This window comes from Diaphorobacter sp. B2A2W2 (assembly GCF_056730635.1).
Map to the genome: position 1 here is coordinate 1 of NZ_JBWZOR010000015.1, position 24,558 is coordinate 24,558.

The following is a 24,558-nucleotide window of genomic DNA, read 5'->3' on the forward strand; positions in this document are numbered from 1 at the left end:
TTGGCATATCCAGTCGGCCAAGAGGCCGGTCGTAGAATCCGCTCGTGGCTATTCATGCATAGGTCACTCTGACATTCAAAGCAGGAACAACCAGTAATGCTGACAAAGACAGCCGTCTCCAACACTGCTCCCGTACCGCCGCTCCCCGTCGACGGCCAGCAGCTCTACCAACTGCTGCTTGACCGCGCAGTAGACCCCGCAAAGCAGCGCGTGGTGCTATATCGGCACAAAGACCAGAAATACCCGCTAGTCAAGCACATCGGAACACCTGCGCTTGCGCTTTACCAGGCTAACCAGAAGAACCCGGAGAAGGTCGGCACGCTGGTGATAAGCTTCTTTGGGCATCGCGACCACTACGGCCTGCTGCTCGGTGCCTGGCAGGTCACTGGCGTGATGCCAACGAGCAAGGCTCTCAGCATGGGCCTTCTAAATGGCACCTTCGAGAAGCTAGGGTATGAGCCGAGCTACTTCCACACACTGCAGGAAGTCGATCTTCTACAGGACGAAAGACTCAAGCTCGAGGTCTACATCGGTCCTCCCGCAATCGTTTGGCGCCGCGTCCTCAAGCTGAGCGACTCTTATCCGGTGCGACTTCTGCCGGATTGCCCTGTTCCATTTCCAGGGCTGGACAACGTCAGTGTGGTGATGAGCGAGTTGCGCATTGCGCTGCCCGATCCAGTATGGCAGCGCGAGCTATCGGCAATCTCCGCAATTTACCTTATCACCGACGAGCAGAGTGGCCGGCAGTACGTTGGCTCCGCATACGGCGGCCTCGGTCTGTGGCAGCGATGGGGTGACTACGTGCGTACCGGCCACGGGAACAACGTTGAGTTGATCCAGGTTTTGATGGAGACACCTGGCCGGGAAAATGAGTTCCGCTTCACTCTATTGGAGACCCTGCCTGCCTCAACAGAGCCAGCTGCGGTGATCGCTCGCGAAAGCCACTGGAAGGTCGCATTGGGTTCCCGGACGCACGGTCTGAACAGGAACTGACAGAGTCAACAAAGAAGGCGACGCTTCACATGAGCCCGTGGCCTGCTACGTCGCCGTGCGAAGCCTCATTTGCACTGTAACGACTGCTTCCAGCCTAAAGGAGTCCATAGAGGCGTGCGACGCGCACCGAAGTGCGCCGATCAGGCGCCCCCAACTTGGCATTGAGCCGCTGGAAGCGGCAGTCGATGGTTTTGGCTTCCAGATTCATGGCCGCGCCTATGACCTTGCTGCTATGACCGGCGGCCTCGTGGTGCAGGAGTTGCAGGTCGGCGTCTGTGAGGCGCACCCCTTGAAGCAGTTCTTCGCGCATAGATTTCGCGATCCAATGATGCAATTCCATGGCGAGCGCGCTTGCCAGCACGCGCATCATGGAGAAATTTTCGCCGTCAAACCTACTGGGGTCCGCTGATCCCAGGCACAGGACGCCCACCCGGGAGAGGCCAACGGGGCTGGGAGCAGGTGCAATCAGGGCTGAGGTGAAGCCATGCTGTGCCGCTGCGTGGGCGAAATTGACTTCCTCATTCGATGAGCAGGCCAATTCGCTGGAACGGATGGGTTCCGCATTGCTCGATGCATACCGTAACCAGGGGTCGTGTTCGAACCAACGGTTCGACGCGTATTCCGCCGCCCATGCCGGGTCGCACGCCCACATAGACCGAAAGGAGGTTCGGGTTGCATCATCCCGGAGGCAGCTCAAGAAGACGCCCTCGTCGGCACCCAGGCCGGCAACAACCTCGTGAAAGAGCAATAGCACTTCGCCAGAAGAGCTGACGTCTGCGATCAGAGGTAGCAGCTGTAAAACGCGCACATCGTCCATGCTGTCGCACCTTTGCGAAGCGTGCCTGTTGGATTCAGCACCTGGCAGTAAATGCTTCATGGCCTTCGCGCACCAGCTTGCTGAACAGCAGCCCTCATCATCGGGGCTGCGCTTGCCTCACGGGACCAGGGCATCGTCGAGACCATGGTGTCGGTCAACATCATTTACCTGGCCAGCGTCGGCGTCTGCTTCATTGCCCTGCTGTCAGGCATCAGTCTGACCCCTCAACGTGCCAGGGCCACCATGGTCACGGGGCTTGTCGTGTCTGGATGCGTTTATGTGGCCAGTTGGTTTGGCCTTTTTGCACCGCAGGCTGACGCCTCCTCGCTGGTTGCCGGCCTTGCTGCATCACTGAGTGTTGCAGTCGGCTTTGGCATTGTGGGCGGTCACCACAGGGTTGACGTGACGAAGTCTTGATGCTGAGTCGCCCGGCCCAGCTTTCACCACTGGCGTCTCGACTTCGCTTGTAACCAGTTCTCGGTGAGCCACCTTGACGATCAACGCAGTGACGTCGTGGGCCAATGGCGGTTCGAGCTCCCAGTGGTGCCAGTACAGATCGACCATGACGCTGTGGTTGGGACACAGATCTAGGAGCCGTCCGCTTTCGACCAGAGGTTGGGCCTGAGTGCTTGGGATCAGTCCATAACCTGCCCCAATCGCCACACCCTCCAGCAAGGCCACAGGGGAAGGCAAAAAGTGTTTTGCGTACCGGTCAATCGAAAAACCGAACCGGCTTTTCAGGAAGTCGTCATGCAGGGAGTCTTTTCGATTGAAGAGGACTGCGGGTGCGGCGAGAACCGCAGGCACGGTCAATCCGTCTGGGAAGGCTCGTGCCGCGAATTCAGGCGTCGCGTAGCAGCGGTACTCCATGGCACCCAGACATTCGGCAGCGAAACCGTCTGCCGCTTTCGCACTTGTGGAGATGCACCCGATGACTTCGCCACGGGATAGCAGCTGTGATGTGTGATCCTGGTCATCAGCAACCACCTCCAACGCAACCAACTGGCTCAACAGCAGTTCTTTTAAAACCTCCGGAAACCAAGTGGCCAAGGAGTCTGCATTCACTGCAATGGACAGCGGAACAGGGGCGTGGAGTTTTGGCTGAGGCGCCAGAGCCTGCAGGGCAGACCCTTCCATGACTCTTAGTGCCTTCACGTGCCGCAGCAGAACTTCACCCGCAGGAGTCGGTGATACGGGCCGTTCACGAAGCACGAGTACCGTGGACAACGATTCTTCCAACGCCTTGATGCGCTGAGATACGGCACCCCGCGTGATGCTCAATGCAGTTGCTGCCTTTTCAAAGCTCTGCTGCTCAATCACCACCGCAAAAGTTTCCAACTGATCACGATCCAGCATGGGTATCTCCCGATGTCTGGCTGACGCGGTTGCCAACCTGCGCTATTTAATTGGTCAAGCGAAAAATGTGTCGATAGTTTTCGGGTGTCAATCGCTTCCGAGGAGTTACAGGCGGTATCGATAATTTGCAATTCAAGGAGGTGAGACAGATTTCTGCAAGACAGAAATTACACATGGTTGCCGTGCGGACTGAATCGCTTGGAGGAATGTGGCACCCTCGAAATGGCAAAAAACGGAGATGACCTATGTGGCTGCTGGTTGCTCACGAACCTAGACAAGATGCCCCCCAATGGTCGGGCAGGAGGAGTCTTGCTGCTTTGGACGCTCTGGCCTGGCCCGTGGCCGCCGTTCTCCTGATTTCCCTTTCGAACCTGCAACTTGGGATCGTCGGCCCAGTGTTGATAGCGGCAGTTCTTTTGCTGTCAGTTTTCCGGCTTCGTCGAGCCATCTGGCTGAACCACCGTTACCGCTTCAGCACCTGGCGATGGGGTGGGGTAGTTCTCGGACTGATGATGTTGGGGGCGGTATTGAAAATGCTCGCTTGAAGACATAGCCAGACGTGGAACGATGATCCCAAAACGCGCAGGATCGTGAAGCCACTCCAATGTGTTGCGCCAGATCTTCCGGCGCCAAGGTCTGGGCTGTGCCCAAGGGAATGCGTATCGGGTGCGAAAGATGCCAGTGGCATCGCGCTCCAGAATGATCATGAGCATGTCGGCGCGCTTGGCGTCGGAATCGTGGATGACCAGATCACCTGGCCTCCACTGTGTAGTGTTCGGCTCGTGAATCAGGCCCATGTCTTGATCCCATTTCGAATTGGTCAATGGGGCACGGTGGGCCGAGTCTGACTCCAAGAATCAATATCAGTGCTTCGCCACGCAATGGCGCGCGCAGCAAGCCGCACCGGACTGGGAAACTCATGGCTCGCCATCAAGCGATAGATCGTTGAGCGACCAAGACCCGTGATCTTCATCACCGTGCGCATGCGCAGGAGCACGGCTGCTGGTGTGTCGATATGATCTGCAGAGTGATGGAAGTGGCGGAGCTGCACGACGTGTCTCCCGGTTGAAGTAACGCCTTCACTGTGAGACCAATAGGCTTCAGTCGCCTTGCTGGATTCAGTCCTAAATCGTGCATCGGTATCCACCTGTCAGTGCGAGCCGAGCGAGTCCGGGGCAAGGAAGGTTGTGATACCGTCAATCCACTCTGGGGTACCGTCTTCTCCTTTCGCAAAGAGCACCTGATACCGTCATCGCGCTACAGAAAATGCCACTTTCGTATTCAAATCGCTGCGGCGCACCGTCAATGACTGAGATCGACAGCAATGAGCTTTGTGAAGGACTCTCGAAGACGACGGTAGATTTGTCGGTATCGAGCGTTTTCTCGGCCATCACGCAACGCGCTTTTCCTCTGAGGCGCGACCGGCTATTGACAATAGAGTGGGAGTGACGCTTACCGGCGTCTAGGAGGCAGTAGGTGCTACTCCTGTAACCCCGTCAACTTTCGCACAACGCCCGGTCTGAACACCGGGCTTTTTTTGCTCTAAAAATAGGAGCTGCTGGCGCTTTCTAGGTAGGGGTTGCAGCCTTTTTATGTGAATATTGATTGCATTGGGGAAGAGGGCGTGGATTGCGCCGAACGGGGCGCACACGGGGCTGCCTATGAACGTGTGGCTTAGTGCTGGTGCCTGCCAGGCTGCCTGAACAAGCAGAGCGAGCCGCTGGTTCTTGCGCGGGCAGCGCAGTTGTCGGTGCAGGGCGATGCACCGGGGGCGCGGCGATGGGGATGCGGCAGCGTCCGCACATCAGGCCGACGGCAAGAAGCTTCCGCACATAGTCCGACGCCCCAGGATGATCGGAGATTCCACCACGATAGAAGCAACCGCTGTCCTACATCTGCGTCCCTGCGCCATGGTAGCGTTTGCACATGCGATCTAAGCAACCGACCGCGAGCGACGCTCTGCCATCTAACGCGAAGCAGGGGCAGGGCAAGGCCCCCACCTCGACACGCACCCTCTGGAAGGGGGCGATCAGCTTTGGCCTCGTCCATATTCCCGTGGGCTTGTACTCGGCGACCGTCAGCTCGGGCATCGACTTTGACTGGCTGGACCGCCGGTCGATGGAGCCGGTGGGGTACAAGCGTGTGAACAAAATCACGGGCAAGGAAATCGCCACGGCCGATATCGTCAAGGGTGTGGAGTATGAAGAAGGCCGCTACGTCATTCTGACGCCCGAGGAAATCGCGGCCGCCTTTCCCAAGGTCACGCAGACGATCGAGATCGAGGCGTTTCTTGACGCCGACGAGATCCCCTTTGTCTACCTGGAGCGCCCCTATTACACGGCGCCCCTCAAGCGTGGCGAAAAGGTGTACGCACTGCTGCGCGAGGCCCTGCGCCAGAGCAACCGCGTGGGCGTGGCCAAAGTGGTGATCCAGTCCAAGCAGCACCTGGCCGTGCTCATTCCGTGCGGCCGAGCGCTGATCCTCAACCTGCTGCGCTGGGGAGGGGAGATCCGCTCGTTCGAGCAACTGGCCCTGCCGCCGCTGGATGCGAAAGCTGCGGGTATCAAGGACGCGGAGCTGGCCATGGCCATGCAGCTCATCGAGGACATGACGCAGGAGTGGAACGCGGACCGCTTCCGCAATTCTTTCTCTGAGGAGATCCACAGGCTGGTCGAGGCCAAGGCCTCTGCGGGAGAGATTGCCCATGTCGCTCAGCCGGATGAAGGACCGGCGGTGGCTGCGGGGGCGGAGGTGCTGGACCTCACCGCCTTGCTCAAGCGCAGCCTGGAGGGCGCCTCGGCCACCCCGCCGCGCAAGGACAAACCTGCCTCCGTGACCCGCCTTGCACCGGCGGGCAAGGCAGCGGTCAAATCGACCGCCGCCAAAAAGTCACCGGCCCGCAAGACGGCGGCCAAGGCGGCGCCTGCCAAGCCCACTGCGGCCAAGAAACCTCGCCGCGCACACGGATAGCGGTGCCGGACAAGGCGACGGACCATGCCCCGCAAAGACCCGCTGGCGGCGTACAAGCAAAAGCGCAACTTTGCCGTGACGCCAGAGCCCGCGGACGGCGGAGCGCAGTCGCAGGCGCTGCAGTACGTGATCCAGAAGCACTGGGCCAGCCGCCTGCACTATGACCTGCGCCTGGAGCTGGACGGCACCATGAAGAGCTGGGCCGTACCCAAGGGCCCCAGTTACGACCCGGCGGACAAACGCATGGCCGTGCAGGTGGAAGACCACCCAATTTCCTACAACCAATTCGAAGGGCAGATCCCGCCGGGCCAATACGGTGCGGGGCGGGTCATCATCTGGGACCGCGGCTATTGGGTGCCGCAGGGCAATCCGCGCGAAGACTACCGCAAGGGGAAGCTCAAGTTCGAGATCCACGGCCACAAATTGCACGGCCACTGGACCCTGGTGCGTATGCATGGCCGGGACGACGATAAGCAGCCCCCCTGGCTGCTGATCAAGGAGCGCGACGGGCTGGAGCGTGCGGCCGAGGAATTCAACGTGGTGGACGAAATGCCCGACAGCGTGGCAGACCAGCCGCCGGTTGCGCCACCAGCGCGCGCATTCGCTCAGAGGGCCGGGCCCGCGCAGATTCAGCCTCCCACGGCAGCGGCGGTGCCGTGGACATCCGCGCCCACGGCACCGCTGCCTGACCAGCTATCCCCGCAACTCGCCACGCTGGTGGACGGACCGCCGGCCGACCTTTCGCAGTGGCTGTGGGAGCTCAAGTTCGACGGCTATCGCATGCTGGCGCGGGTTCAGCGCGGCAAGGCACGGCTGTACACCCGTAACGGCAACGACTGGACCTCGAGGATGCCCGCCCTGGCGCAAGCGCTGGCCGCCTTGCCGCTGTCCTCTGCATGGATCGACGGCGAGGTGCTGGTGCTGGACGCCCAGGGTGTCCCCGACTTCCAGGCGCTGCAGAACGCGTTTGACGGGCGATCGACCGACGCGCTGGTCTTTTACGCCTTCGACTTGCCTTTTGCGCACGGGCGCGATCTGAGGCAACTGCCCCTCGCTGAACGGCGTGCGCTGCTGCGCAGCGTGCTGCAGCCAGCCTCCTCAGACCGGGTGCGGTTCAGCGAAGATTTCGAAGCACGGCCGGCGGACCTGGTGGCCTCGGCCTGCCGGCTGGGATTTGAAGGGGTGATCGGTAAGCGCAAGGACAGCGTGTATGCCTCCCGCCGCAGCACGGATTGGATCAAGCTCAAGTGCAGCCATCGACAAGAGTTCGTCATCGGCGGATACACCGACCCGCAGGGCTCACGCACAGGGATCGGTTCACTGCTGCTGGGCGTGCATGACGAGGGCGGCGCCCTGCGCTATGCCGGCAATGTGGGCACGGGTTTCAGCGAGCGCGTCCTCTCGGACCTGGCCCGGCGGCTGGGCGCTTTGCGCACCCAGGACAGCCCGTTTGCCCAGCCGCGCTCCATCCCCCGCAAGGTGCATTGGGTGAGGCCCACGCTGGTGGCGGAGGTTTCCTTCGCCGAATGGACGAAGGAGGGCAAGGTGCGCCACGCCGTATTCCGCGGGTTGCGCGACGACAAGCCCGCCGCCGCCATCGTCCACGAGGAGCCTGCGCACCTGCAGGGGGCTGCGCCCAGCCGCACCGCGCGCGTGGGGGGGCTGCAGGTGACAAGTCCGGCGCGCGTGGTGGATCCCTCCACCGGGTTCACCAAGCTTGATCTGGTGCGGTACTACGCCACGGTAGCGCCCCTCATGGTGCCCCACCTGCAGGGGCGGCCGGTATCCCTGCTGCGGGCGCCGCAAGGTCTGGAGGGCGAGCTCTTCTTTCAAAAGCACCTGGACACGGGGGCATTGGACGGGGTGAGTGCGCTGTCACCCGACCTGGATCCTGGCCACCCGCCGCTGCTGGAAGTGGCCACGGCGCAGGGCCTGCTGTCGGCCGCGCAAATGAACACCGTGGAGTTTCACACATGGAATGCTCGCAAGGACCGGATCGAGCGGCCCAACCGCATCACCTTCGACTTGGATCCGGGCGAGGGCGTGCCGTGGGCGCACGTGCAAGAGGGCGCAGCGCTCGTGCGCTTGATGCTCACCGAGCTGGGCCTGCCATCGTTCCTTAAGACCAGCGGCGGCAAGGGGCTGCATGTGGTGGTGCCCATCAAGCGACTGCACGGCTGGGATGCCGTGAAAGACTTCAGCCAAGCCGTGGTGCAGCATCTGGCGCGCACCCTGCCGCAGCGCTTCGTGGCCAAGAGCGGGCCCCGCAACCGCGTGGGAAAGATCTTTGTGGACTACCTGCGCAATGGCTTTGGCGCCACTACGGCCTGTGCGTGGACGGCGCGCGCGCGGCCGGGCATGGGCGTGTCCGTGCCCGTCGCCTGGCAGGAACTGGACGCGCTCACGGGTGGCGCCCACTGGACGGTGCAGACCGTGGACCGGCGCTTGAAGACGGGCAATGGCCCCTGGTCGGGCTATGACGAGGCTGCCGTGTCCATCGGGCCGGCGATCAAGGCGCTTGGGGAAAAACGTCACCCATAGCCCTGGTGGCCTTGCATGCAATCATGGTGGGGCGAAGGCATACAAGCGGTCTAGGCAGCCGCTGATTGAACCTGGTTGCTTACTGTATCCTTTGAATCGCCCCGGTCATCGGCCGGGGCCATTTCTTTTCGCTGCGCGTGTGTCCGGCCACCGGTGGCCGCGGGCCTGCGTGTCTGGTGGCAATCCTTCGTTCAAAGACTTCAACATGTTCCTTGATTTCCACGGCCGTGTGGCCATCGTGACGGGTGCGGGTGGCGGCCTGGGCCGTCAGCATGCTTTGGCGCTGGCAGCGCGTGGCGCCAAGGTGCTGGTCAATGATCTGGGCGGTGCCGTGGACGGCAGCGGCGGCTCGGTGTCCGCCGCGCAGGCCGTGGTGGACGAGATCCGCGCCGCAGGCGGCGAGGCGCTGGCCAACGGTGCGTCGGTGACCGATTTCGCGGCCGTGCAGGCCATGGTGCAGCAGGCCATGGACGCGTGGGGTCGCGTGGACATCCTGGTGAACAACGCCGGCATCCTGCGCGACAAGTCGTTTGCCAAGATGGACATGGCGGACTTTGCCCTCGTGGTCCAGGTCCACCTCATGGGCGCGGCCCATTGCTGCAAGGCGGTGTGGCCGCACATGCAGGCGCAGAACTATGGGCGCATCGTGATGACGACGTCCTCCACGGGCCTGTACGGCAACTTCGGCCAGGCCAACTACGGCGCGGCCAAGCTGGCGCAGGTGGGGTTGATGCAGACGCTGGCGATCGAAGGGGCCAAGTACGGTATCCATGTGAACGCCTTGGCACCCACGGCCGCCACCCGCATGACCGAGGGCCTGATGCCCGAGGACGTGCTGGCTGCCCTCCAGCCCGATGCGGTGGTGCCCGCCATGCTGGTGTTGGCGCATGAGAGCGCGCCCACGCGCACCATCCTGTGTGCAGGCGCGGGCACATTCGAGGCCGCGCACATCACGCTCACCCAGGGCATCCACCTGGGGCAAGGTGCCGATGTGCCGGAGCAATTGGCCGCGCGCCTGGCCGAGGTGACGGCCCGCGGAGCGGGTGAGCAGGTACCGCAAAGCGGCGCCGCGCAGGGGACGAACGAGGTGGCGCAGGCCCTGGCTGCGCACCGCTGACACGGCCTGTCCGGGGCGGTGCTGCCCCGCTGCTACCGTACCAAAAGCGACCGTGCTGAGGGCGGTGGCAGTTCCCCGGTGTCAGGCCGGCGCTTGACGTGGGCGCGGGCAGGCCGCAGCGCGGCGTGCTAAGTTCCGGCCCCACCTCAAAAAAGATGGAACAACCACCACCATGAGCACACTCCCACAGCGAATCGCAGCCCTGTCCGCCGACCGGCTGGCAGGCATGCGCCGCGGCATCGAGAAGGAGGGGCTGCGCGTGCTGCCCACGGGTGCCCTGGCGCTCACACCCCATCCGGTGGCGCTGGGCTCGGCCCTCACGCACCCCTGCATCACCACGGACTACAGCGAATCGCAGATCGAGCTCATCACCGGTGCCCACCGCACGGTGCAGGAATGCCAGGATGAACTGACCGAGATCCACCAGTTCGTGCACCGCGTGCTGCAGCAGCAGCCGGGCGGCGAGATGCTCTGGGTGTCCAGCATGCCCTGCATGTTGCCTACGGACGAGACCATTCCGTTGGCGCGCTACGGCTCGTCCAACCCGGGGCGTGCCAAGAGCGTGTACCGCATGGGCCTGGGCCACCGCTACGGCCGGCGCATGCAGACCATCTCGGGCATTCATTACAACTGGTCGCTGCCCGGCGTAGGCAGCGACGAGTACTTTGCGCTGATCCGCAACTTCCGTCGGCACGCGTTCGTGCTCCTGTACCTGTTTGGTGCATCGCCTGCGCTGTGCCCGTGCTTCGTCGAAGGGCGGCAACACAGCCTGCAGCCGCTGGGCGACGGCAAGCGCGCGCTGTACCTGCCGCATGCCACTTCGCTGCGCATGGGGCGCCTGGGCTACCAGAGCGACGCCCAGGCCACGCTGGCCGTCAGCTACAACGGCCTGCAGGGCTATGCCGATTCGCTGCACGAGGCGCTCACGCGGCCTTATCCGGCCTACGAGGCGATTGGCGTGCGCAACCCCGGCGGCGACTACAACCAGATGGGCACCAGCCTGCTGCAGATCGAGAACGAGTTCTACGGCACCATCCGGCCCAAGCGCACCGTCCACAGCGGCGAGCGCCCGCTGCACGCGCTGCGCGAGCGCGGCGTGGAGTATGTCGAGGTGCGCCTGATGGACCTGGACCCGTTCGTGCCCGTGGGCATCACCGCCGACACCATGCGCCTGCTGGACGTATTCCTGCTGCACTGCCTGCTGTCGGACAGCCCGCCCGACACGCCGGCCGAGATCGCCGAACTCAAGAACAACCAGCACCTGGCGGCCGAGCGCGGGCGCGAGGCCGGCCTGCAGCTCATGCGCCGCGGCCAGCGTGTGCTGCTGACCGATTGGGCCGCCGAGGTGCTGGCCGAATGCACGCCCATCGCCGCCACGCTGGATGCCGCCCACGGCGGCGAGGCTTATGCGCACGCGCTCACGGCGGCCCAGGCGACACTGGCGGCCCCGCACTCCACACCGTCCGCGCGCGTGCTGGCCGAGCTGCAACAGCAGCATGACAACGACTTCACCGCCTTCGCACTTGCGCATTCCCAGTCGGCGCGGGACATCCTGCTGGGGCAGCCCTGGAGCGAGTCGCAGCAGGCGCGCTACCAGGCGCTGGCCGAGCGGTCGCTGGAGGAGCAGCGGGCCATTGAAGTGGCAGATGACCTGCCGTTCGAGGCGTGGCGCGAGCGGTTCATGGCGGTCGAGCAGTTGGGGTAGTTTTTTGAGGGCGGCGCTTATGGTGTAAGCGCCGCCAGCTATTCTTTTTGATGTTGCTGCGCGGGGGCGCATAACCCGGTCGGCACCCAAGCATTCGGCAGCAAAAACTCAAAAACGATAGCTGTCCGCGCTTGCCCCACAAGCGCAGAGCCCCATTTAGCCCTTCAGATCACCCCTTGCGCGCCATTGCCGCCGACCGGATGCCATCCAGCGTTCCCGTGGGTGTGATCGCCTGCGGATCGATCAGGCAGTGCAGCACGCTCGGCAGCCCGCTCGCCCGTGCGCGTGCCAGTGCCGGGGCGAAGTCTTCGGTGCGCTCCACGCGCTCGCCGTGCCCGCCGAAGGCCTGGGCATAGGCCTTGAAATCGGGGTTCTTGAGCTGTGTGGCGCTGATGCGCCCGGGGTACTCGCGCTCCTGGTGCATGCGGATGGTGCCGTACATGGCGTTGTCCAACAGCACCACTATCAGCGGCAGGCCGTACTGCACGGCGGTGGCGAACTCCTGGCCATGCATCAGAAAGTCGCCGTCGCCCGCAAACACCACCACCTCGCGCTCGCGCCACAGGCGCTTGGCGCCCACGCCGGCCGGCAGGCCGTAGCCCATCGAGCCGCTGGTGGGGGCCAGTTGGCTCGCATAGGTGGTGAACGGCCAGAAGCGGTGCACCCAGGTGGCGAAGTTGCCCGCACCGTTGCAGAAGATGGTGTCGGCGGGCAGCACTTCGCGCAGGTGCTGCATCACCTCGCCCATCTGCAGCTTGCCGGGGATGCGGATGGGCGCCGGGTCGCTCCAGGCCAGGTACTCGGCGCGCGCAGCCTCGGTGTGCGCGGTCCAGCGCGGCTCGGCCGCGGGGCGCAGGCTGGCCAGGGCGGCGGCCATGGCCTGCGGCGTGGCGTGGATGGCCTGCACCGGGCGGTAGAGCCGGCCGAGCTCGTCGGCGTCGGCATGCACATGCACCAGCGGCTGCGCCGGCACGGGAATGTCGAACAGCTCGTAGCCCTGCGAGGGGATCTCCGACAGCCGCCCGCCCAGCACCAGCACCAGGTCGCTCGCGCGGATGCGCGCCAGCAGCTGGGGATTGACGCCCAGGCCCAGGTCGCCCGCGTAGCTGGCGTGGCTGGCCGGGAATAGCATCTGCCGGCGGAACGAGCAATACACCGGCAGCCGCCAGGCGCTGGCAAAGGCCTGCATGTCGCGCACCGCCTGGTCGGACCAGCGGCTGCCGCCCACGATGACCACCGGCCGCTCGGCCGCCTGCAGCCGCGCCGCCAGTGCCTGCAGTGCGGGCGCGCCGGGGTAGGTCTCGGGCACGGAGTAGGGCAGGGCATCGGCCACCTGCACGGCATCGGTCAGCATGTCCTCGGGCAGGGCCACCACCACGGGGCCGGGGCGGCCCGAGGTGGCGACGTGGAATGCGCGCGAGACCAGCTCCGGCACGCGCCGCGCATCGTCGATCTGCACCACCCACTTGGCCATGGTGCCGAACACGGCGCCGTAGTCCAGCTCCTGGAACGCCTCGCGCCCCAGCGCACCGCGCGCCACCTGGCCTACGAAGACGATCAACGGCGTCGAATCCTGGTGCGCGATGTGGATGCCCGCCGATGCGTTGGTAACCCCCGGCCCGCGCGTCACGAAGCAGATGCCCGGGCGGCCGGTCAGCTTGCCCTGCGCCTCGGCCATCATGGCCGCGCCGCCCTCCTGGCGGCACACGGTGACGGCGATGTTGGCGTCGTGCAGGGCGTCCAGCACGGCCAGGTAGCTCTCGCCCGGCACGCAAAAGAGCTGCTGCACGCCGTGCACGATGAGCTGCTGGACGAGGATCTGCCCGCCCGTGCGGGATGCGGCGGTGGAGGTAGCGGTGTGCGGCATGGAGGTCCAAGAGAAGGCGAAGTTGCAAATATCGCCCAGCCATGCGCGCTTGCATAGCAAAAAAGCGGAACGACTTGTTGCTTAAACCGCATCAAGTGGCAATATCCCGTCTCAGCCCTGCCTGCCGCCAGCGCTTATGGATCAAGCGCTGGCGCCTTATGCGTTACCACAAGCCTTGGTAGGGTTCATTCTCTGATTGCATGAATTAACGCCATGTTTCGCAAACTCTTCCTGCCGCCCGTGGCCGACCTGCTCGCCTTTGAGGCCGCCGCGCGCCACGCCAGCATCTCACGTGCGGCGGAGGAGCTGCACCTCACGCAAAGCGCCGTCTCGCGCCAGGTGCGCCAACTGGAGGCACAACTCGGTCAGGCCCTGTTCACCCGGGTGCGCCAGCGCGTGGTGTTGACGGATGCGGGGCGCCTGTACGCCGCCGACGTACGCGCCGTGCTGCAGCAGCTCGGTGCCGCCACGCAGAAGGCCATGGCCCTGGCCGATGGCGGCGGACTCCTGCACCTGGCGGTGCTGCCCACGTTGGGCGCACGCTGGCTGGTGCCGCGCCTGCCTGCGTTCGCCGCGCTGCACCCGGAGCTGACAGTGAATCTTTCTGCCCGTGGCGAGCCTTTTGACTTCGCCCAGGAACCGTTCGACGCCGCTATCCACTACGGTGCGCCCCACTGGGCCGGCGCCGTGTGCGACTACCTGATGCACGAAGAAGTGGTGCCGGTGTGCAGCCCCGCGCTGCGCACCCGCCACCGCATCGAGACCCCTGCCGGCGTGGCCGGCCTGACCCTGCTGCACCAGACCACGCGCCCCATGCTGTGGGCCGACTGGTTCGAGCAGGAGGGCGTGCCCGCGCCCCAGGCCCTGCGCGGCCCGCGCTTCGAGCAGTTCGCCATGATCGCCCAGGCCGCCATCTCCGGCCTGGGCGTGGCCCTGCTGCCGCGGTTTCTGATGGAGGAGGAATTGGCGAGCGGCGCGCTGGTGGAGCTGCCCGGTGGCGTGCTGACCAGCAGCGATGCGTACTACCTCGTGGTGCCACTGGCGCGTGCAGAGTCGGCGGGGGTGAAGGCCTTCAGGGCGTGGCTGCGGGAGGTGGCGGGCCAGCGGGAGCTGGGCCGCGTTGGTGGATGAGCGCATGGTGCGCATTGCGGGCGGACACCCTCCCTGGCAATAGTGGTCAAGCGTCGCCGGACCGGTTCATGCCTGCGGCCAGGGCGGCCAGTGCCAAAAACGCCAGGACCGCCAGTGTGGCGGAGAGCCAGAGCGCCGCGCCGCCCCAGCGCTCCACGGCCAGCCCGAACAGGAACGGCGCCCCGGCCTGCACGATGCGCGCGGGCACCATCAGGAACCCCTGCCGCTGCCCATAGCCTTGTGCGCCGAAGATCAGCAACGGCAGGGTGCCGATGGCAATGGTCAGGATGCCGTTGCCGAGCCCGTGCAGCACGGCGAACGCGGGCGCCGCGTGGCTGCCCAGCAGCATCAGCAGTACGACGCCCAGCGGATGTGCCAGCGTGGCCAGCCGCGCCGACAACAGCGGATGCGACCGCTTGAGCACGGTGAATTCGACCAATCGCCCCGCGACCTGGGCCGGCCCCACCAGCGCCGCAATGCCGATCGCGCCAGCCAAGGCCACACCCGAAGCCTGCAGGACCTGCGGCAGATGCGCCGCCATCGCGGTGCTGTTGAACCACGCAATGGCAAACACGCAGGCCATGAGCACGGCCGCACGCCGCCGGGCCGGTGCCACGCTTGCCGCTGGCTGTGGATGAGGGCTCCCTGCCGCAGCGGCCTGCGCATCGGCCGAAGCGGCCGGCGCGGCCGTGGGCAGCATCGCGTTCAGCGGCAGGCCGATGAGCAGATGCAGCGCCGCCCATGTCAGGCAGGCCTGCCGCCAGCCGAACGCCGACTCCAGGGAGGCCGTCAATGGCCAGCCGATCGTGCTTGCAAAGCCTGCCAGCAAGGTGATGCCGGTGATCGCCCGCCGGGCGTCCTGGCCATGCAGGCGGACCACGGTGGCGAACGCGGCTTCGTAGAGGCCGCTGCCCATGGCCAGGCCCATCAGGGCCCAGGCAGCAAAGACATGGGCGGGCTGTGAGGCCAGGCTGAGCGCCGCGAGCCCTGCGGCAAACACCAGGTTGCTGACGACCAGTACCGGCCGCCCACCAGCCCGGTCAATGGCGCGCCCCGCCCAGGGGCCGGTTGCTGCGGCAAACAGCAGCGCCATCGAGAACGCCCCAAACACCGCCGACGAGGACATGCCGACGTCTCGCCCCATCGGCGCGGCCACCACGGCCGGCAGGTAGTACGACGACGCCCACGCCAGTGTCTGGGCTACGCCCAGCATCAGCGTGGTGGTGGTTCTACGCTGCACGCTTTGCACCCGCGTCGTACCAGCCCTTGGATGAATTAACGACTTTGACGACCAGCAGCATCACCGGCACTTCGATGAGCACGCCCACCACCGTGGCCAGTGCCGCGCCCGACTCGAAGCCAAACAGGCTGATGGCGGTGGCCACGGCCAGTTCAAAGAAGTTGGATGCGCCAATCAGGGCGGATGGGCAGGCGACCGCGTGCTTTTCACCCGCCGCGCGGTTGAGCCAGTAGGCCAGCGCCGAGTTGAAGAACACCTGGATCAGGATGGGCACGGCCAGCAGTGCGATGACCAGGGGCTGGCGCAGGATGGCCTCGCCCTGGAAGGCGAACAGCAGCACCAGCGTGAGCAGCAGCGCCGCAATGGACCACGGCCCGATGCGCTGGAGTGCCGCATCGAACGCGGCCTGCCCCCGTGCCAGCAAGGCGCGCCGCCACCACTGGGCCAGCACCACCGGAATGACGATGTACAGCACCACCGAGGTGAGCAGGGTGTCCCATGGCACCGTGATGGCCGACAGGCCGAGCAGGAAGGCCACCAGCGGCGCGAACGCCACGATCATGATGCTGTCGTTCAACGCGACCTGGGACAGCGTGAACAGGGGGTCGCCGCCGGTCAGGCGGCTCCATACGAACACCATGGCCGTGCAGGGGGCAGCGGCCAGCAGGATCAGGCCGGCGATGTAGCTGTCCAGTTGGTCCGCTGGCAGGTAGGGGGCAAACCACTGGCGGATGAACAGCCAGCCGAGAAAGGCCATGGAAAACGGCTTGACCAACCAGTTCACGAACAGCGTGACCCCGATGCCGCGCACGTGGTGCCGCACCTCGCCCAGGGCGGAGAAGTCCACCTTGAGCAGCATCGGGATGATCATCACCCAGATGAGCAGCCCCACCGGCAGGTTCACGCGGGCCACTTCCCACGACCCAATGGTCCGCGCTGCACCGGGAAACGCCTGGCCCAGCCCGATGCCCACCACGATGCACAGCAGCACCCACACGGTGAGATAGCGCTCGAACACGCTCATGGGAGCGCCTGCCGCGCGTTGGGCGGTGGTTTCGCACTGGGCACTCATGTCATTTCCCTGCGAGTTCGCGGGCGCTGGTCTGCAATACCGCTTTCTCCAGCTTGTCGGCGGGCAGGTTGATCAGCAGGTCCAGGCGGCGCTTGATCAGGTGCAGCGTCTGGCGGAAGGCTTCCAGCTTTTCTGAATCAGGCGCGTCGCCTTCTGAAGGGTCGGCAAAGCCCCAGTGCGCCGTTGCGGGGTGCCCCGGCCAGATCGGGCAGACCTCTCCCGCGGCGTTGTCGCACACGGTGATGATCAGATCCATCGTGGGCGCGCCTGCGGCGGCAAACTCATCCCAGCTCTTGCTGCGCAAGCCCTCAGTGGAGACGCCTGCTTTTTGCAGGACCTGCAGACCCAGGGGATGCGGCTGCTGGTTGTCGCGCGGGCTGCTGCCGGCAGACCAGGCCTTGAAGCGCCCGCCCGCCATGGCGTTGAGCAAGGCCTCGGCCAGGATGCTGCGCGCGGAGTTGTGCGTGCAGAGAAAAAGAACGTGCAAGGGCGTCGTCATGAAGGACCTTCAGCGGATCAGCAGCAGGTGGATGAGGAAATGGCGGGCCCGCAGCAGGGCGCCTTGGATGCCGTGGCCGCAGGCGCCTTTGGCGCGCAGCACGCGCCGGCGGCAGCCGTTGGGCTGGACTCGTTGAACATGGGAATGTCGCCGAGCGTGTGAAAGTGCTCCCACGCGATGCCCTGCGGGTCGGTAACCCAGTGCTTCTCGCTGCGCGCATAGCAGCAGGTGGTGGCGCCTTCGTCGAGCAGGGCCATGTCGGCCGATGCGGCCCTGGCCTTCAGTTCTGACAGTTCGGCCGCGTCGTCCACCTGAAAGCCCAGGTGATCCAAGCCTGGGGAGGTGCCCCGCGTGGAGATCGCGAAGTTGACCCGCGGATCGTCGAGCATCCACTTCGCGTAATCGGCCTCCACGCGAGCGGGCTCGGCCGCGAAGAGCTGGGAGTAAAAACGGATGCTCTGGGCCAGGTCTTCCACATGCAGGTGGACATGGAATCGCTTCATGGGGTTCTCCTTCAAAAGTGGGTCAGCAGTCGCAGCTCTTTGCCGTCTCCGCCAGGCAGGACGCGCCCTGGCAGCAGTTCTCCGTGAGGTAGCCGAGCAGATCGTCCATCGTGTCGAAGGAGGCCCGGTAGATCAGGTTGCGCCCCTGACGCTCCTGGCTGACGAGGCCGGAGTGCACGAGCTCCTTGAGGTGAAAGGACAAGGTGTTGGGTGCTACCGCCAGTTGCTCGCACAACGAGCCTGGCGTGAGTCCCTCTGCGCCAGCCACGACCAGTGCGCGAAACACCCGCAGGCGTACTTCTTGGGCCAACGCTGCGAGGGAGCGGATGACATCGATTTCTTGCATAAGACGACTATACAACGATAATGGAAATATTGTAAATTCCTTTGGCGCAACATTACGCATGCCTGAGGCACCCTCTTATCCCCGCCCATTCGGTGCATTGACCACGAACGCTTATGCCATCTCACTTCACCCTTCTGGACGCGCCCACCAGGTACCTGTTCTTCACCGGCAAGGGTGGTGTCGGCAAGACCTCGGTATCCACAGCGGTTTCCATCGCCTTGGCAGACGCGGGTAAGAAGGTTCTATTGGTCAGTACCGATGCGGCATCGAACCTCGATGAAATGCTCGGCATTGCGCTGCGCAACTATCCGGTTCCTGTGCCAGGGGTTCCGGGCCTGATGGTCCTGAACATCGATCCGGAAGCCGCGTCGCAGAACTACCGTGCCCGTGTCATTGAACAGATGGGCACGCAGGCTACGGCTGAGGAGGTGGACCTCGTGCGCGAGCAACTCTCGGGTGCCTGCACCACCGAGATCGCCACCTTCGATGAGTTCTCTCAACTTCTGTCGGAAGGAGGGCGGGATTTCGACCATGTCGTGTTCGATACCGCCCCCACGGGCCATACCTTGAGGCTTCTCAGCCTGCCCAAGGCATGGAGCGGGTTCCTCAAGGGCAATGACCGCGGAGCATCCTGCCTGGGGCCGCATTCGGGGTTGAAGATGCAGGAGCAGCTTTTCAACCGGGCGCTGGCATCCCTGAACGACGCTTCGCTCACCACCATTGTTCTGGTGGCGAGGCCTGAGGCGGGAGCGCTCAACGAAGCCGCCAGGTCTTCAGACGAACTGCGTGAGTTGGGCCTTTCCCACCAGCGCCTGGTGATCAACGCGGTTTTCAAGGCGCAAGACCCTCGCGATGCCGTCGCCCTGGCCATCGAGGCTCTGGGACAGGAGGCCATGCGGGAGATGCCGCAGGCGCTGAAACGTCTGGCGGCCGACGTGATTCCCATGCGGCCCGTCGATTCCGTGGGGCTGCAGGCGCTGCGGGCGCTGCTGTCGCCATCACCGACCGAGGTGCCTGTGGCCGCCCTGGAAGCACCCGACTTCGCGCACCAGAAACTGTCCGCGCTGGTGGCGGAGCTGGCGCGGGGCGAGCGTGGATTGATCATGGTGATGGGCAAGGGTGGCGTGGGCAAGACCACCATTGCCGCGGCGATCGCCCTGGGACTGGTCAAGCTCGGCAAGTCCGTGCACCTGAGCACCACGGACCCCGCCGCCCACTTGGCGGTGACGCTCGACGGCGAGATCCCGGGCCTGACCGTCGGGCGCATTGACCCCAAAGCAGAGACCCAGAAATACGTGGACAAGGTCGTTGCCGCCAAGTCGGCCGGCATGACCCCGGCGGAGAAGGACCTGTTGATGGAAGATCTGCGTTCTCCATGCACGGAGGAAGTGGCGATCTTCCATGCGTTCTCGCATGTGGTGTCTCAGGCCCGCAGTGCGTTCGTGGTGCTCGACACCGCGCCCACGGGCCACTCGCTGCTGCTCATGGATGCCACGGGTGCCTACCACCGCCAGATGGTGCGGGAGTTTGAAGGCAAGGCGTCGGGGCGCATCACCACGCCCCTGATGCGGCTGCAGGACCCTGACTACACCAAGATCATTCTGGTGACGTTGCCCGAGGCCACTCCGGTGTCGCAGGCCGCCGCGCTGAAGGAGGACCTGCAGCGGGCCCGGATCGGCACCTTCGCCTGGGTGGTCAACAAGTCACTGTTGGCCAGCAACACCCGCGATCCCCTTCTTCAGGCCCGGTTGAATAGCGAGAGGCGGCAGATGGAGCGGGTTCAAGCATTGGCGCAAGGCCGGTTCTATCTGATTCCATGGGCGGCGACCCCGCCCGTGGGCGCAAAGGCGCTGGGGGATCTGCTGGAGCCTTGACCTGCAGAGGCCTCCCTTCCTGGCATGCAAGAGCCTCGCGGGCCGCTGCACACATTCAGCCCCGGTGCAGCGTCAGGAGGAGCCCCCGCCAGGCTGCGCCAGCGCGCCCTGCGCATCTTCGCACCACCACTGCGCCGCCGCATAAAAGCCCTCCCACACGCACCCGTTGCACCCGCGTCCGCAGCAGGTGGTGGGCTCAGGCGGCGGTGGGCGCAGCGCTACACCGGCGTGGGCGGCCTGCGCCTGCAGGGCGGCGAAGCGCTGGCGGGTGGCTTCCAGCATGAAGGTGACGGGGCCTTACCGGCGCCCGCGCCAACGGATCAGGCCGTAGCGCGCCAGGAAGGCGCAGCCCAGCACCAGCGCGAACCACCCCATGACGTGGCCCTGGGCCATCATCTCGCGCACGTCGGGCGAGCGGGCTATGTAGGGGGCCAGCAGGATGATCACGCCAATGAGCGCGCACACCGCGCCCTTGAGCAGCAGCTCGGAATCTTGTTTGCGCTGGGAGAAAGAGGGCATGGCGGCGATTATCCTTGGCGGCTTCGCAAGCCCCATTCGTGAAAGTACACAGTCCATGGCCATCCAGTGGTTTCCCGGTCACATGCACCTGACGCGCAAAGCGATCGGCGAGCGCATCAAGGACATCGACGTGGTGATCGAGCTGCTGGACGCGCGCTTGCCCGGCTCCAGCAGCAATCCGCTGCTGGCCGAGCTGACGGGCCATAAGCCTGCGCTGAAGGTGCTCAACAAGCAGGACGTGGCCGACCCGGCGCGCACGCCCGCGTGGCTGGCCTGGTACAACGCGCGGCCCGGCACGAGCGCGATCGCGCTGGATGCGTCCGACGCCGCGCCCGCGCGTCGGCTCATCGACGCGTGCCGGCAGCTTGCGCCCAACCGGCGCGGCCTCTCCAAGCCCATGCGGGTACTGATCTGCGGCATTCCCAATGTGGGCAAGTCCACGCTGATCAACACCCTGTCCGCCAAGCGCGAAGCCAAGACGGGCGACGAGGCCGGCGTGACCAAGCAGGAGCAGCGCATCGTGCTGGACGATGACTTTTACCTGTGGGACACGCCTGGCATGCTGTGGCCGCGCATCACCGTGCCCGAAAGCGGCTACAAGCTCGCCGCCAGCGGCGCCGTGGGCCGCAATGCGTACGACGAGGAAGAAGTGGCGCTGGAACTGTTGGCCTACCTCAAGCAGCACTACGCACCGCTGCTGGACGCGCGCTACAAGCTGGGGCTGGACGCGGCGGCCATCGCCGCCAAGCACGATGATGAGCTGCTGGAGCTGATTGCCAGGAAGCGCGGCGCGGTGATGAGCGGCGGGCGCCTCAACCTGCAAAAGGCCGCCGAGATCGTGCTCACCGACCTGCGCAGCGCAGCGCTGGGCCGTGTGACGCTGGAGACGCCGGCCGAGTTCGAGGCCTGGCTGGCCGCCGCCGAGGTGCAGGAAAAGGAACGCGCCGCGCGCAAGGCCGAGCAGCTGCGCCGCAACGAGCGCCGCGCGCGCAACGCCCCGCGGGACGAGGACTGATCAGGGCCAGGTCCGCTCGCAGGATCTGCGCAGTTCACAGGCCCTAGGCCAGCACCGGATCGCAGCGCACCTCGGTGGTGACCGAGTTGGCGATGAAGCACTGTTCATGCGCCTCATGGTGCAGGGCGTGCAACTGTTCGTGCGTGGGCTGCGGGTTGCCGCCAAAGCGCACCGCCGGGCGCAGCGTGACCACGGTCATGGCCATGCGGCCTTGGGCGTTGCGGGCCATCACACCCTCGGCCGCGTCGCAGTAGTCGTCCACGCATAAACCCTGCCGCGCGGCGATGGAGAGGAACCACAGCATGTGGCAGCTCGACAGTGCGGCGACGAAGGCTTCCTCCGGGTCCACGGCGGCCGCGTCGGACCAGGGCAGCGGCACGACGTGGGGCGACGAGGAGCCGGCCAACTGCGCGCCACCGTCAAAGCGCAGCAGGTGGCGGCGGCTGTAGCGGTTCTTGAGGAAGTCTTGCGGCGTGGCGTCGCGCGTCCAGGTGATTTCGGCGTGGTAAGTGGCCATGGTGGTGTTTGAATGAAAAATGCCTCTAGCGCCCGCCTGTCAAGCGCGAGCAGCTATGGATATTGAAGCAACGCACGCGCTGCCCCTACCAGGCCAGCGGGCTGGATGCATCCGCCCAGAAGATGAAGCGCCGCAGCTCCGCATAGCGCGACGTGCTGAGCAGGGCCGGGTCGGTGCCGCTGCCCTTGCGCAGCAGCACCAGGTAGCCGCTGGCGCTGCCCACGGCCAGGGTGTGGCCGTCGGGCGCTGCGGCGATCGCCAGGATGGCGCCGCCGATGTGGTGGCGCCAGAGGGCCGTGCCGTCCTCGGCCAGGCCGTGCAGATCGCCCTGTGCGTCGCCCTCCACACGCAGGCCATGGACGGTGGCGGCGGGGCACGATGCAGGCAGGTTTGCCGGTGCGGCCGTGGGGCTCAGCGCCCACGCATCGGCACTGACCCGCCACCACGCGGGTGCTTGCGTGGGATGCACGGGCTCCGTGCGGGCCAGCAGACGGCCATCTTCCAGCCACTGCAGGGCGTCCACGGCGTGGCCGGTGCGTGCGGCGTGGTGGGCATAGACATGGGGCGCGAAGGCAAAGCGCCGGTGAAAGCGTGCGGACAGGTCGCCGTCGGCCAGCGCGTGTACAGCGCGTGCCAGTTGCAGCACGGCGCCAGCCTGGGGGCCGCGCGGGTCGGTGGGCTGCGCAGGCATGAAGTGCACAGGGGCGGGCGGCGGTACGGTCACCGGGGGCGTGCCGGCTGCCGCGGCACCGGGCGCCACACCATGGGCGGGTACAGCATCGCCTACCGCAGCGGCCGCCACGGCAGCGGCCGCCGCCTCAGCGGATGACGCCGCGGGTTCCGTGCCGTGCTCCAGGGCCGCCGCGGCCTCAGCGGCGTCGGCCTGCTTCAGCCAGTGCTCCCGCACGCGGGCGGCGTGGGCCCGGCCGTGGGCCTGCCAGTCGTGCGACAGCGCCATGAGGACGGGCCCGAACACCTCGGCGTCGGCCTCGTGCGGCGCGAAGGGCGGCAGGCGGGGCAGGGGCGGGGCATCGCCGGACAAGCCGCTGGTGTGCAGCGCCTGTTGCTCTTGTGCATGGGCGGCGTGCAGGCGCTGCTCCAGCGTGGTGAACAGCTCCAGCAGGTGCTGCATGTGCTGCACGGCGTGGTTGGGCAGCGGCGTGCGCGGATCGCTCTGGCGCTGGCTGTAGCTGATGCGCAGGCCGTTCGGGTGTGCCGTGCCCTCCGGCAGGGCATCGCTGGGCGTCAGGTCGATCTGGTAGCAGGCATGTGCGTCGTCCTCGGGGTCGCCAGCGCGCTCGCTGCCGTTGCGCCAGCTGAACTTGAGCGCCCGGCCCCATGAATGGCCCCCCTGCTGGCCGGGCTGGCGCGCGCCGATCCACACGTCGCCCTCCCACCAGCCGTTGCGCTCGGGGTCGCTCCATGTGTTGTAGCGGGTGGTGAATACGGGCAGCAGCGTCAGCGCCTCGATGCGTGCGGGGGTGAGCGTGGCATGCAGCCGCTCGCGCGCCGGCCGGCCGGCGCGGCGCTGGCCCTCGGCCAGGCGCCAGTAGGCCAGCACCTCGCGCCAGCCCTCTCCGCAGGCGACCAGCGCGCCGGCTGCCGCGTCGCCCGCCCCGGCCTGTGCGGGGAGCGGTTGCCATGCGCCGGGCTGGCCGGCGCTGTCGTAGGCGCGGTATTGGCGCACCAGGCCGTCCGCGCCGGGGGGCGGAGGCGGGATGCCAGAGCGCAACCGCGCCCAGGCCTGCGCCAGCGCGTGGGTAGGTGCGCTCTCGGCCGGGGGCAGGGCGAGCCAGAAGTCCCAGCGCTTCCAGAGAGTGATGAACAGGGCGTCGTGGTAGGCGTCCTGGTCTTCATCCACGTGGCTGCGCGTGAGCAGAAAGTCCGTCTGCCCGAACCAGCCGGCTGCCTTGTGCTGGCTCTTGTCGGGCAGGGCGGCCTGGAGCAGCCGCCGCAGTTGCGCCGCGTCCATTGCATCGCCTGCGCACAATCCGTCGTCCACCGGCAGCCCGGGCTCTTCGGACAGAGCCGGCTTGACCGCGCTGGCAGGCGGAGGCACGAATGAAGAGGGGCTGGACATGGCAAAGGCGCACGGTTGTGTGGCGCATGGTAGCGCCGACACCGCTGCGCCATCAATGTGCGGCCCGTGGGCCCCCACGGGCCATGGGTAGCGGGGCGTCGGCCATGGCTGGGCCTGGGTTCTGCCGTTGTGGCGGGCAGCGCGGGGCCTTGCCGAGCGGGGCCCGCACGCGGGAGGGACTACAGCACGATCTTGCCGTCGGCGACATACAGCTCGTACTGGTCGCGCGGCAGGGCGGTGAGGCCTGCGGTGTTGTTGTCGTCGCGCCAGCTCAGCGTGACGCTGTCGGTGGCGAAGGTGAGTTCCACAGGTCCTTCCGGAATGGCAATGGGCATGCCGTCTCCTTCCCGGTAGGTGACGTGGCCTTGGATGGTGGCTTGCTGGGGCATGTGCGTG

Annotated in this window: 23 protein-coding genes; 8 read left to right on the forward strand and 15 right to left on the reverse strand. The window is 65.9% G+C overall.

Going from position 1 to position 24,558, the window contains the following annotated elements:
- The first annotated feature begins 96 nt into the window (after positions 1-96).
- Positions 97-993, forward strand: a complete 897-nt coding sequence (locus AC1PPL_RS18225) for a GIY-YIG nuclease family protein (RefSeq protein ID WP_479973867.1) — start codon at positions 97-99, stop codon at positions 991-993.
- A gap of 94 nt (positions 994-1,087) precedes the next feature.
- Here AC1PPL_RS18225 and AC1PPL_RS18230 read toward each other — a convergent pair whose 3' ends face one another.
- The 4 genes from AC1PPL_RS18230 to AC1PPL_RS18245 all read right to left on the reverse strand — a co-directional run bounded on the left by AC1PPL_RS18230 (position 1,088) and on the right by AC1PPL_RS18245 (position 4,217).
- Complete coding sequence (locus tag AC1PPL_RS18230; protein WP_479973868.1) at positions 1,088-1,810, reverse strand: helix-turn-helix transcriptional regulator; 723 nt, start codon at positions 1,808-1,810, stop codon at positions 1,088-1,090.
- A gap of 348 nt (positions 1,811-2,158) precedes the next feature.
- Positions 2,159-3,166 (reverse strand): HTH-type transcriptional regulator ArgP, encoded by a 1,008-nt coding sequence (locus AC1PPL_RS18235; RefSeq protein ID WP_479973869.1) that lies wholly within the window; start codon positions 3,164-3,166, stop codon positions 2,159-2,161.
- Positions 3,167-3,588: 422 nt separating this feature from the next.
- Positions 3,589-3,963: a hypothetical protein gene (locus tag AC1PPL_RS18240; RefSeq protein WP_234265020.1), complete on the reverse strand. Its 375-nt coding sequence runs from the start codon at positions 3,961-3,963 to the stop codon at positions 3,589-3,591.
- Between the two features lie 23 nt (positions 3,964-3,986).
- Positions 3,987-4,217: an AlpA family phage regulatory protein gene (locus AC1PPL_RS18245; RefSeq protein ID WP_479973870.1), complete on the reverse strand. Its 231-nt coding sequence runs from the start codon at positions 4,215-4,217 to the stop codon at positions 3,987-3,989.
- An 875-nt stretch (positions 4,218-5,092) separates the two neighbouring features.
- Between AC1PPL_RS18245 and ku the strand changes: the two genes are divergently transcribed.
- The 4 genes from ku to gshA all read left to right on the forward strand — a co-directional run bounded on the left by ku (position 5,093) and on the right by gshA (position 11,499).
- Entirely contained in the window at positions 5,093-6,136 is a 1,044-nt protein-coding gene (ku, locus tag AC1PPL_RS18250) for a non-homologous end joining protein Ku (protein WP_479973871.1), read from the forward strand.
- Positions 6,137-6,160: 24 nt separating this feature from the next.
- Entirely contained in the window at positions 6,161-8,677 is a 2,517-nt protein-coding gene (ligD, locus tag AC1PPL_RS18255) for a DNA ligase D (protein ID WP_479973872.1), read from the forward strand.
- Between the two features lie 205 nt (positions 8,678-8,882).
- Positions 8,883-9,794 (forward strand): SDR family NAD(P)-dependent oxidoreductase, encoded by a 912-nt coding sequence (locus AC1PPL_RS18260; protein WP_479973873.1) that lies wholly within the window; start codon positions 8,883-8,885, stop codon positions 9,792-9,794.
- Positions 9,795-9,966: 172 nt separating this feature from the next.
- Positions 9,967-11,499: a glutamate--cysteine ligase gene (gshA, locus tag AC1PPL_RS18265; protein WP_479973874.1), complete on the forward strand. Its 1,533-nt coding sequence runs from the start codon at positions 9,967-9,969 to the stop codon at positions 11,497-11,499.
- 169 nt (positions 11,500-11,668) lie between these two features.
- On the opposite strand, the gene AC1PPL_RS18270 is transcribed toward gshA, so the two are convergent.
- Positions 11,669-13,366, reverse strand: a complete 1,698-nt coding sequence (locus tag AC1PPL_RS18270) for a thiamine pyrophosphate-binding protein (RefSeq protein WP_088887052.1) — start codon at positions 13,364-13,366, stop codon at positions 11,669-11,671.
- A gap of 213 nt (positions 13,367-13,579) precedes the next feature.
- Between AC1PPL_RS18270 and AC1PPL_RS18275 the strand changes: the two genes are divergently transcribed.
- A complete protein-coding gene (locus AC1PPL_RS18275; RefSeq protein ID WP_479973875.1) occupies positions 13,580-14,497 on the forward strand; it encodes a LysR family transcriptional regulator in 918 nt (305 codons plus the stop codon).
- A 46-nt stretch (positions 14,498-14,543) separates the two neighbouring features.
- Here the strand turns inward: AC1PPL_RS18275 and AC1PPL_RS18280 are convergent, their stop codons facing one another.
- The 5 genes from AC1PPL_RS18280 to AC1PPL_RS18300 are packed head-to-tail and all read right to left on the reverse strand — an operon-like array spanning position 14,544 to position 18,157.
- Positions 14,544-15,710 (reverse strand): MFS transporter, encoded by a 1,167-nt coding sequence (locus AC1PPL_RS18280; RefSeq protein WP_312791666.1) that lies wholly within the window; start codon positions 15,708-15,710, stop codon positions 14,544-14,546.
- Positions 15,711-15,726: 16 nt separating this feature from the next.
- Positions 15,727-16,809 carry an ACR3 family arsenite efflux transporter gene (arsB, locus tag AC1PPL_RS18285; RefSeq protein WP_088887050.1) on the reverse strand — a complete coding sequence of 361 codons (1,083 nt, stop codon included), beginning with the start codon at positions 16,807-16,809 and terminating at the stop codon, positions 15,727-15,729.
- 1 nt (position 16,810) lies between these two features.
- Entirely contained in the window at positions 16,811-17,308 is a 498-nt protein-coding gene (locus tag AC1PPL_RS18290; RefSeq protein WP_479973876.1) for an arsenate reductase ArsC, read from the reverse strand.
- Between the two features lie 17 nt (positions 17,309-17,325).
- The gene (locus AC1PPL_RS18295) at positions 17,326-17,811 is read right to left on the reverse strand and encodes an ArsI/CadI family heavy metal resistance metalloenzyme (protein ID WP_479973877.1); all 486 of its coding nucleotides are present in this window, start codon (positions 17,809-17,811) and stop codon (positions 17,326-17,328) included.
- A 22-nt stretch (positions 17,812-17,833) separates the two neighbouring features.
- A complete protein-coding gene (locus tag AC1PPL_RS18300) occupies positions 17,834-18,157 on the reverse strand; it encodes an ArsR/SmtB family transcription factor (RefSeq protein ID WP_015912969.1) in 324 nt (107 codons plus the stop codon).
- Between the two features lie 113 nt (positions 18,158-18,270).
- Between AC1PPL_RS18300 and arsA the strand changes: the two genes are divergently transcribed.
- A complete protein-coding gene (gene arsA / locus AC1PPL_RS18305; protein ID WP_479973878.1) occupies positions 18,271-20,031 on the forward strand; it encodes an arsenical pump-driving ATPase in 1,761 nt (586 codons plus the stop codon).
- A gap of 72 nt (positions 20,032-20,103) precedes the next feature.
- On the opposite strand, the gene AC1PPL_RS18310 is transcribed toward arsA, so the two are convergent.
- Both AC1PPL_RS18310 and AC1PPL_RS18315 read right to left on the reverse strand, forming a co-directional pair.
- Positions 20,104-20,313, reverse strand: a complete 210-nt coding sequence (locus AC1PPL_RS18310) for an oxidoreductase-like domain-containing protein (RefSeq protein ID WP_312131784.1) — start codon at positions 20,311-20,313, stop codon at positions 20,104-20,106.
- A gap of 15 nt (positions 20,314-20,328) precedes the next feature.
- Positions 20,329-20,550 (reverse strand): hypothetical protein, encoded by a 222-nt coding sequence (locus tag AC1PPL_RS18315; protein WP_252101020.1) that lies wholly within the window; start codon positions 20,548-20,550, stop codon positions 20,329-20,331.
- 55 nt (positions 20,551-20,605) lie between these two features.
- Between AC1PPL_RS18315 and ylqF the strand changes: the two genes are divergently transcribed.
- Positions 20,606-21,565, forward strand: coding sequence for a ribosome biogenesis GTPase YlqF (gene ylqF / locus AC1PPL_RS18320; protein ID WP_011805709.1), 960 nt, complete (start codon positions 20,606-20,608; stop codon positions 21,563-21,565).
- Positions 21,566-21,608: 43 nt separating this feature from the next.
- Here the strand turns inward: ylqF and AC1PPL_RS18325 are convergent, their stop codons facing one another.
- From AC1PPL_RS18325 to AC1PPL_RS18335, 3 genes are all read right to left on the reverse strand, one after another.
- Positions 21,609-22,082: an OsmC family protein gene (locus AC1PPL_RS18325; RefSeq protein WP_479973879.1), complete on the reverse strand. Its 474-nt coding sequence runs from the start codon at positions 22,080-22,082 to the stop codon at positions 21,609-21,611.
- An 85-nt stretch (positions 22,083-22,167) separates the two neighbouring features.
- Positions 22,168-24,162 (reverse strand): hypothetical protein, encoded by a 1,995-nt coding sequence (locus AC1PPL_RS18330; RefSeq protein WP_479973880.1) that lies wholly within the window; start codon positions 24,160-24,162, stop codon positions 22,168-22,170.
- 179 nt (positions 24,163-24,341) lie between these two features.
- Positions 24,342-24,551 carry a hypothetical protein gene (locus AC1PPL_RS18335; protein WP_011805706.1) on the reverse strand — a complete coding sequence of 70 codons (210 nt, stop codon included), beginning with the start codon at positions 24,549-24,551 and terminating at the stop codon, positions 24,342-24,344.
- Between the last annotated feature and the right edge of the window lie 7 nt (positions 24,552-24,558).

Coding starts and splice junctions, on each gene's coding strand:
- AC1PPL_RS18225 (WP_479973867.1), top strand. CDS start 97: ATGCTGACAAAGACAGCCGTCTCCAACACTGCTCCCGTACCGCCGCTC.
- AC1PPL_RS18230 (WP_479973868.1), bottom strand. CDS start 1,810: ATGGACGATGTGCGCGTTTTACAGCTGCTACCTCTGATCGCAGACGTC.
- AC1PPL_RS18235 (WP_479973869.1), bottom strand. CDS start 3,166: ATGCTGGATCGTGATCAGTTGGAAACTTTTGCGGTGGTGATTGAGCAG.
- AC1PPL_RS18240 (WP_234265020.1), bottom strand. CDS start 3,963: ATGGGCCTGATTCACGAGCCGAACACTACACAGTGGAGGCCAGGTGAT.
- ku (WP_479973871.1), top strand. CDS start 5,093: ATGCGATCTAAGCAACCGACCGCGAGCGACGCTCTGCCATCTAACGCG.
- ligD (WP_479973872.1), top strand. CDS start 6,161: ATGCCCCGCAAAGACCCGCTGGCGGCGTACAAGCAAAAGCGCAACTTT.
- AC1PPL_RS18260 (WP_479973873.1), top strand. CDS start 8,883: ATGTTCCTTGATTTCCACGGCCGTGTGGCCATCGTGACGGGTGCGGGT.
- gshA (WP_479973874.1), top strand. CDS start 9,967: ATGAGCACACTCCCACAGCGAATCGCAGCCCTGTCCGCCGACCGGCTG.
- AC1PPL_RS18270 (WP_088887052.1), bottom strand. CDS start 13,366: ATGCCGCACACCGCTACCTCCACCGCCGCATCCCGCACGGGCGGGCAG.
- AC1PPL_RS18275 (WP_479973875.1), top strand. CDS start 13,580: ATGTTTCGCAAACTCTTCCTGCCGCCCGTGGCCGACCTGCTCGCCTTT.
- AC1PPL_RS18280 (WP_312791666.1), bottom strand. CDS start 15,710: ATGCTGGGCGTAGCCCAGACACTGGCGTGGGCGTCGTCGTACTACCTG.
- arsB (WP_088887050.1), bottom strand. CDS start 16,809: ATGAGTGCCCAGTGCGAAACCACCGCCCAACGCGCGGCAGGCGCTCCC.
- AC1PPL_RS18290 (WP_479973876.1), bottom strand. CDS start 17,308: ATGACGACGCCCTTGCACGTTCTTTTTCTCTGCACGCACAACTCCGCG.
- AC1PPL_RS18295 (WP_479973877.1), bottom strand. CDS start 17,811: ATGAAGCGATTCCATGTCCACCTGCATGTGGAAGACCTGGCCCAGAGC.
- AC1PPL_RS18300 (WP_015912969.1), bottom strand. CDS start 18,157: ATGCAAGAAATCGATGTCATCCGCTCCCTCGCAGCGTTGGCCCAAGAA.
- arsA (WP_479973878.1), top strand. CDS start 18,271: ATGCCATCTCACTTCACCCTTCTGGACGCGCCCACCAGGTACCTGTTC.
- AC1PPL_RS18310 (WP_312131784.1), bottom strand. CDS start 20,313: ATGCTGGAAGCCACCCGCCAGCGCTTCGCCGCCCTGCAGGCGCAGGCC.
- AC1PPL_RS18315 (WP_252101020.1), bottom strand. CDS start 20,550: ATGCCCTCTTTCTCCCAGCGCAAACAAGATTCCGAGCTGCTGCTCAAG.
- ylqF (WP_011805709.1), top strand. CDS start 20,606: ATGGCCATCCAGTGGTTTCCCGGTCACATGCACCTGACGCGCAAAGCG.
- AC1PPL_RS18325 (WP_479973879.1), bottom strand. CDS start 22,082: ATGGCCACTTACCACGCCGAAATCACCTGGACGCGCGACGCCACGCCG.
- AC1PPL_RS18330 (WP_479973880.1), bottom strand. CDS start 24,162: ATGTCCAGCCCCTCTTCATTCGTGCCTCCGCCTGCCAGCGCGGTCAAG.
- AC1PPL_RS18335 (WP_011805706.1), bottom strand. CDS start 24,551: ATGCCCCAGCAAGCCACCATCCAAGGCCACGTCACCTACCGGGAAGGA.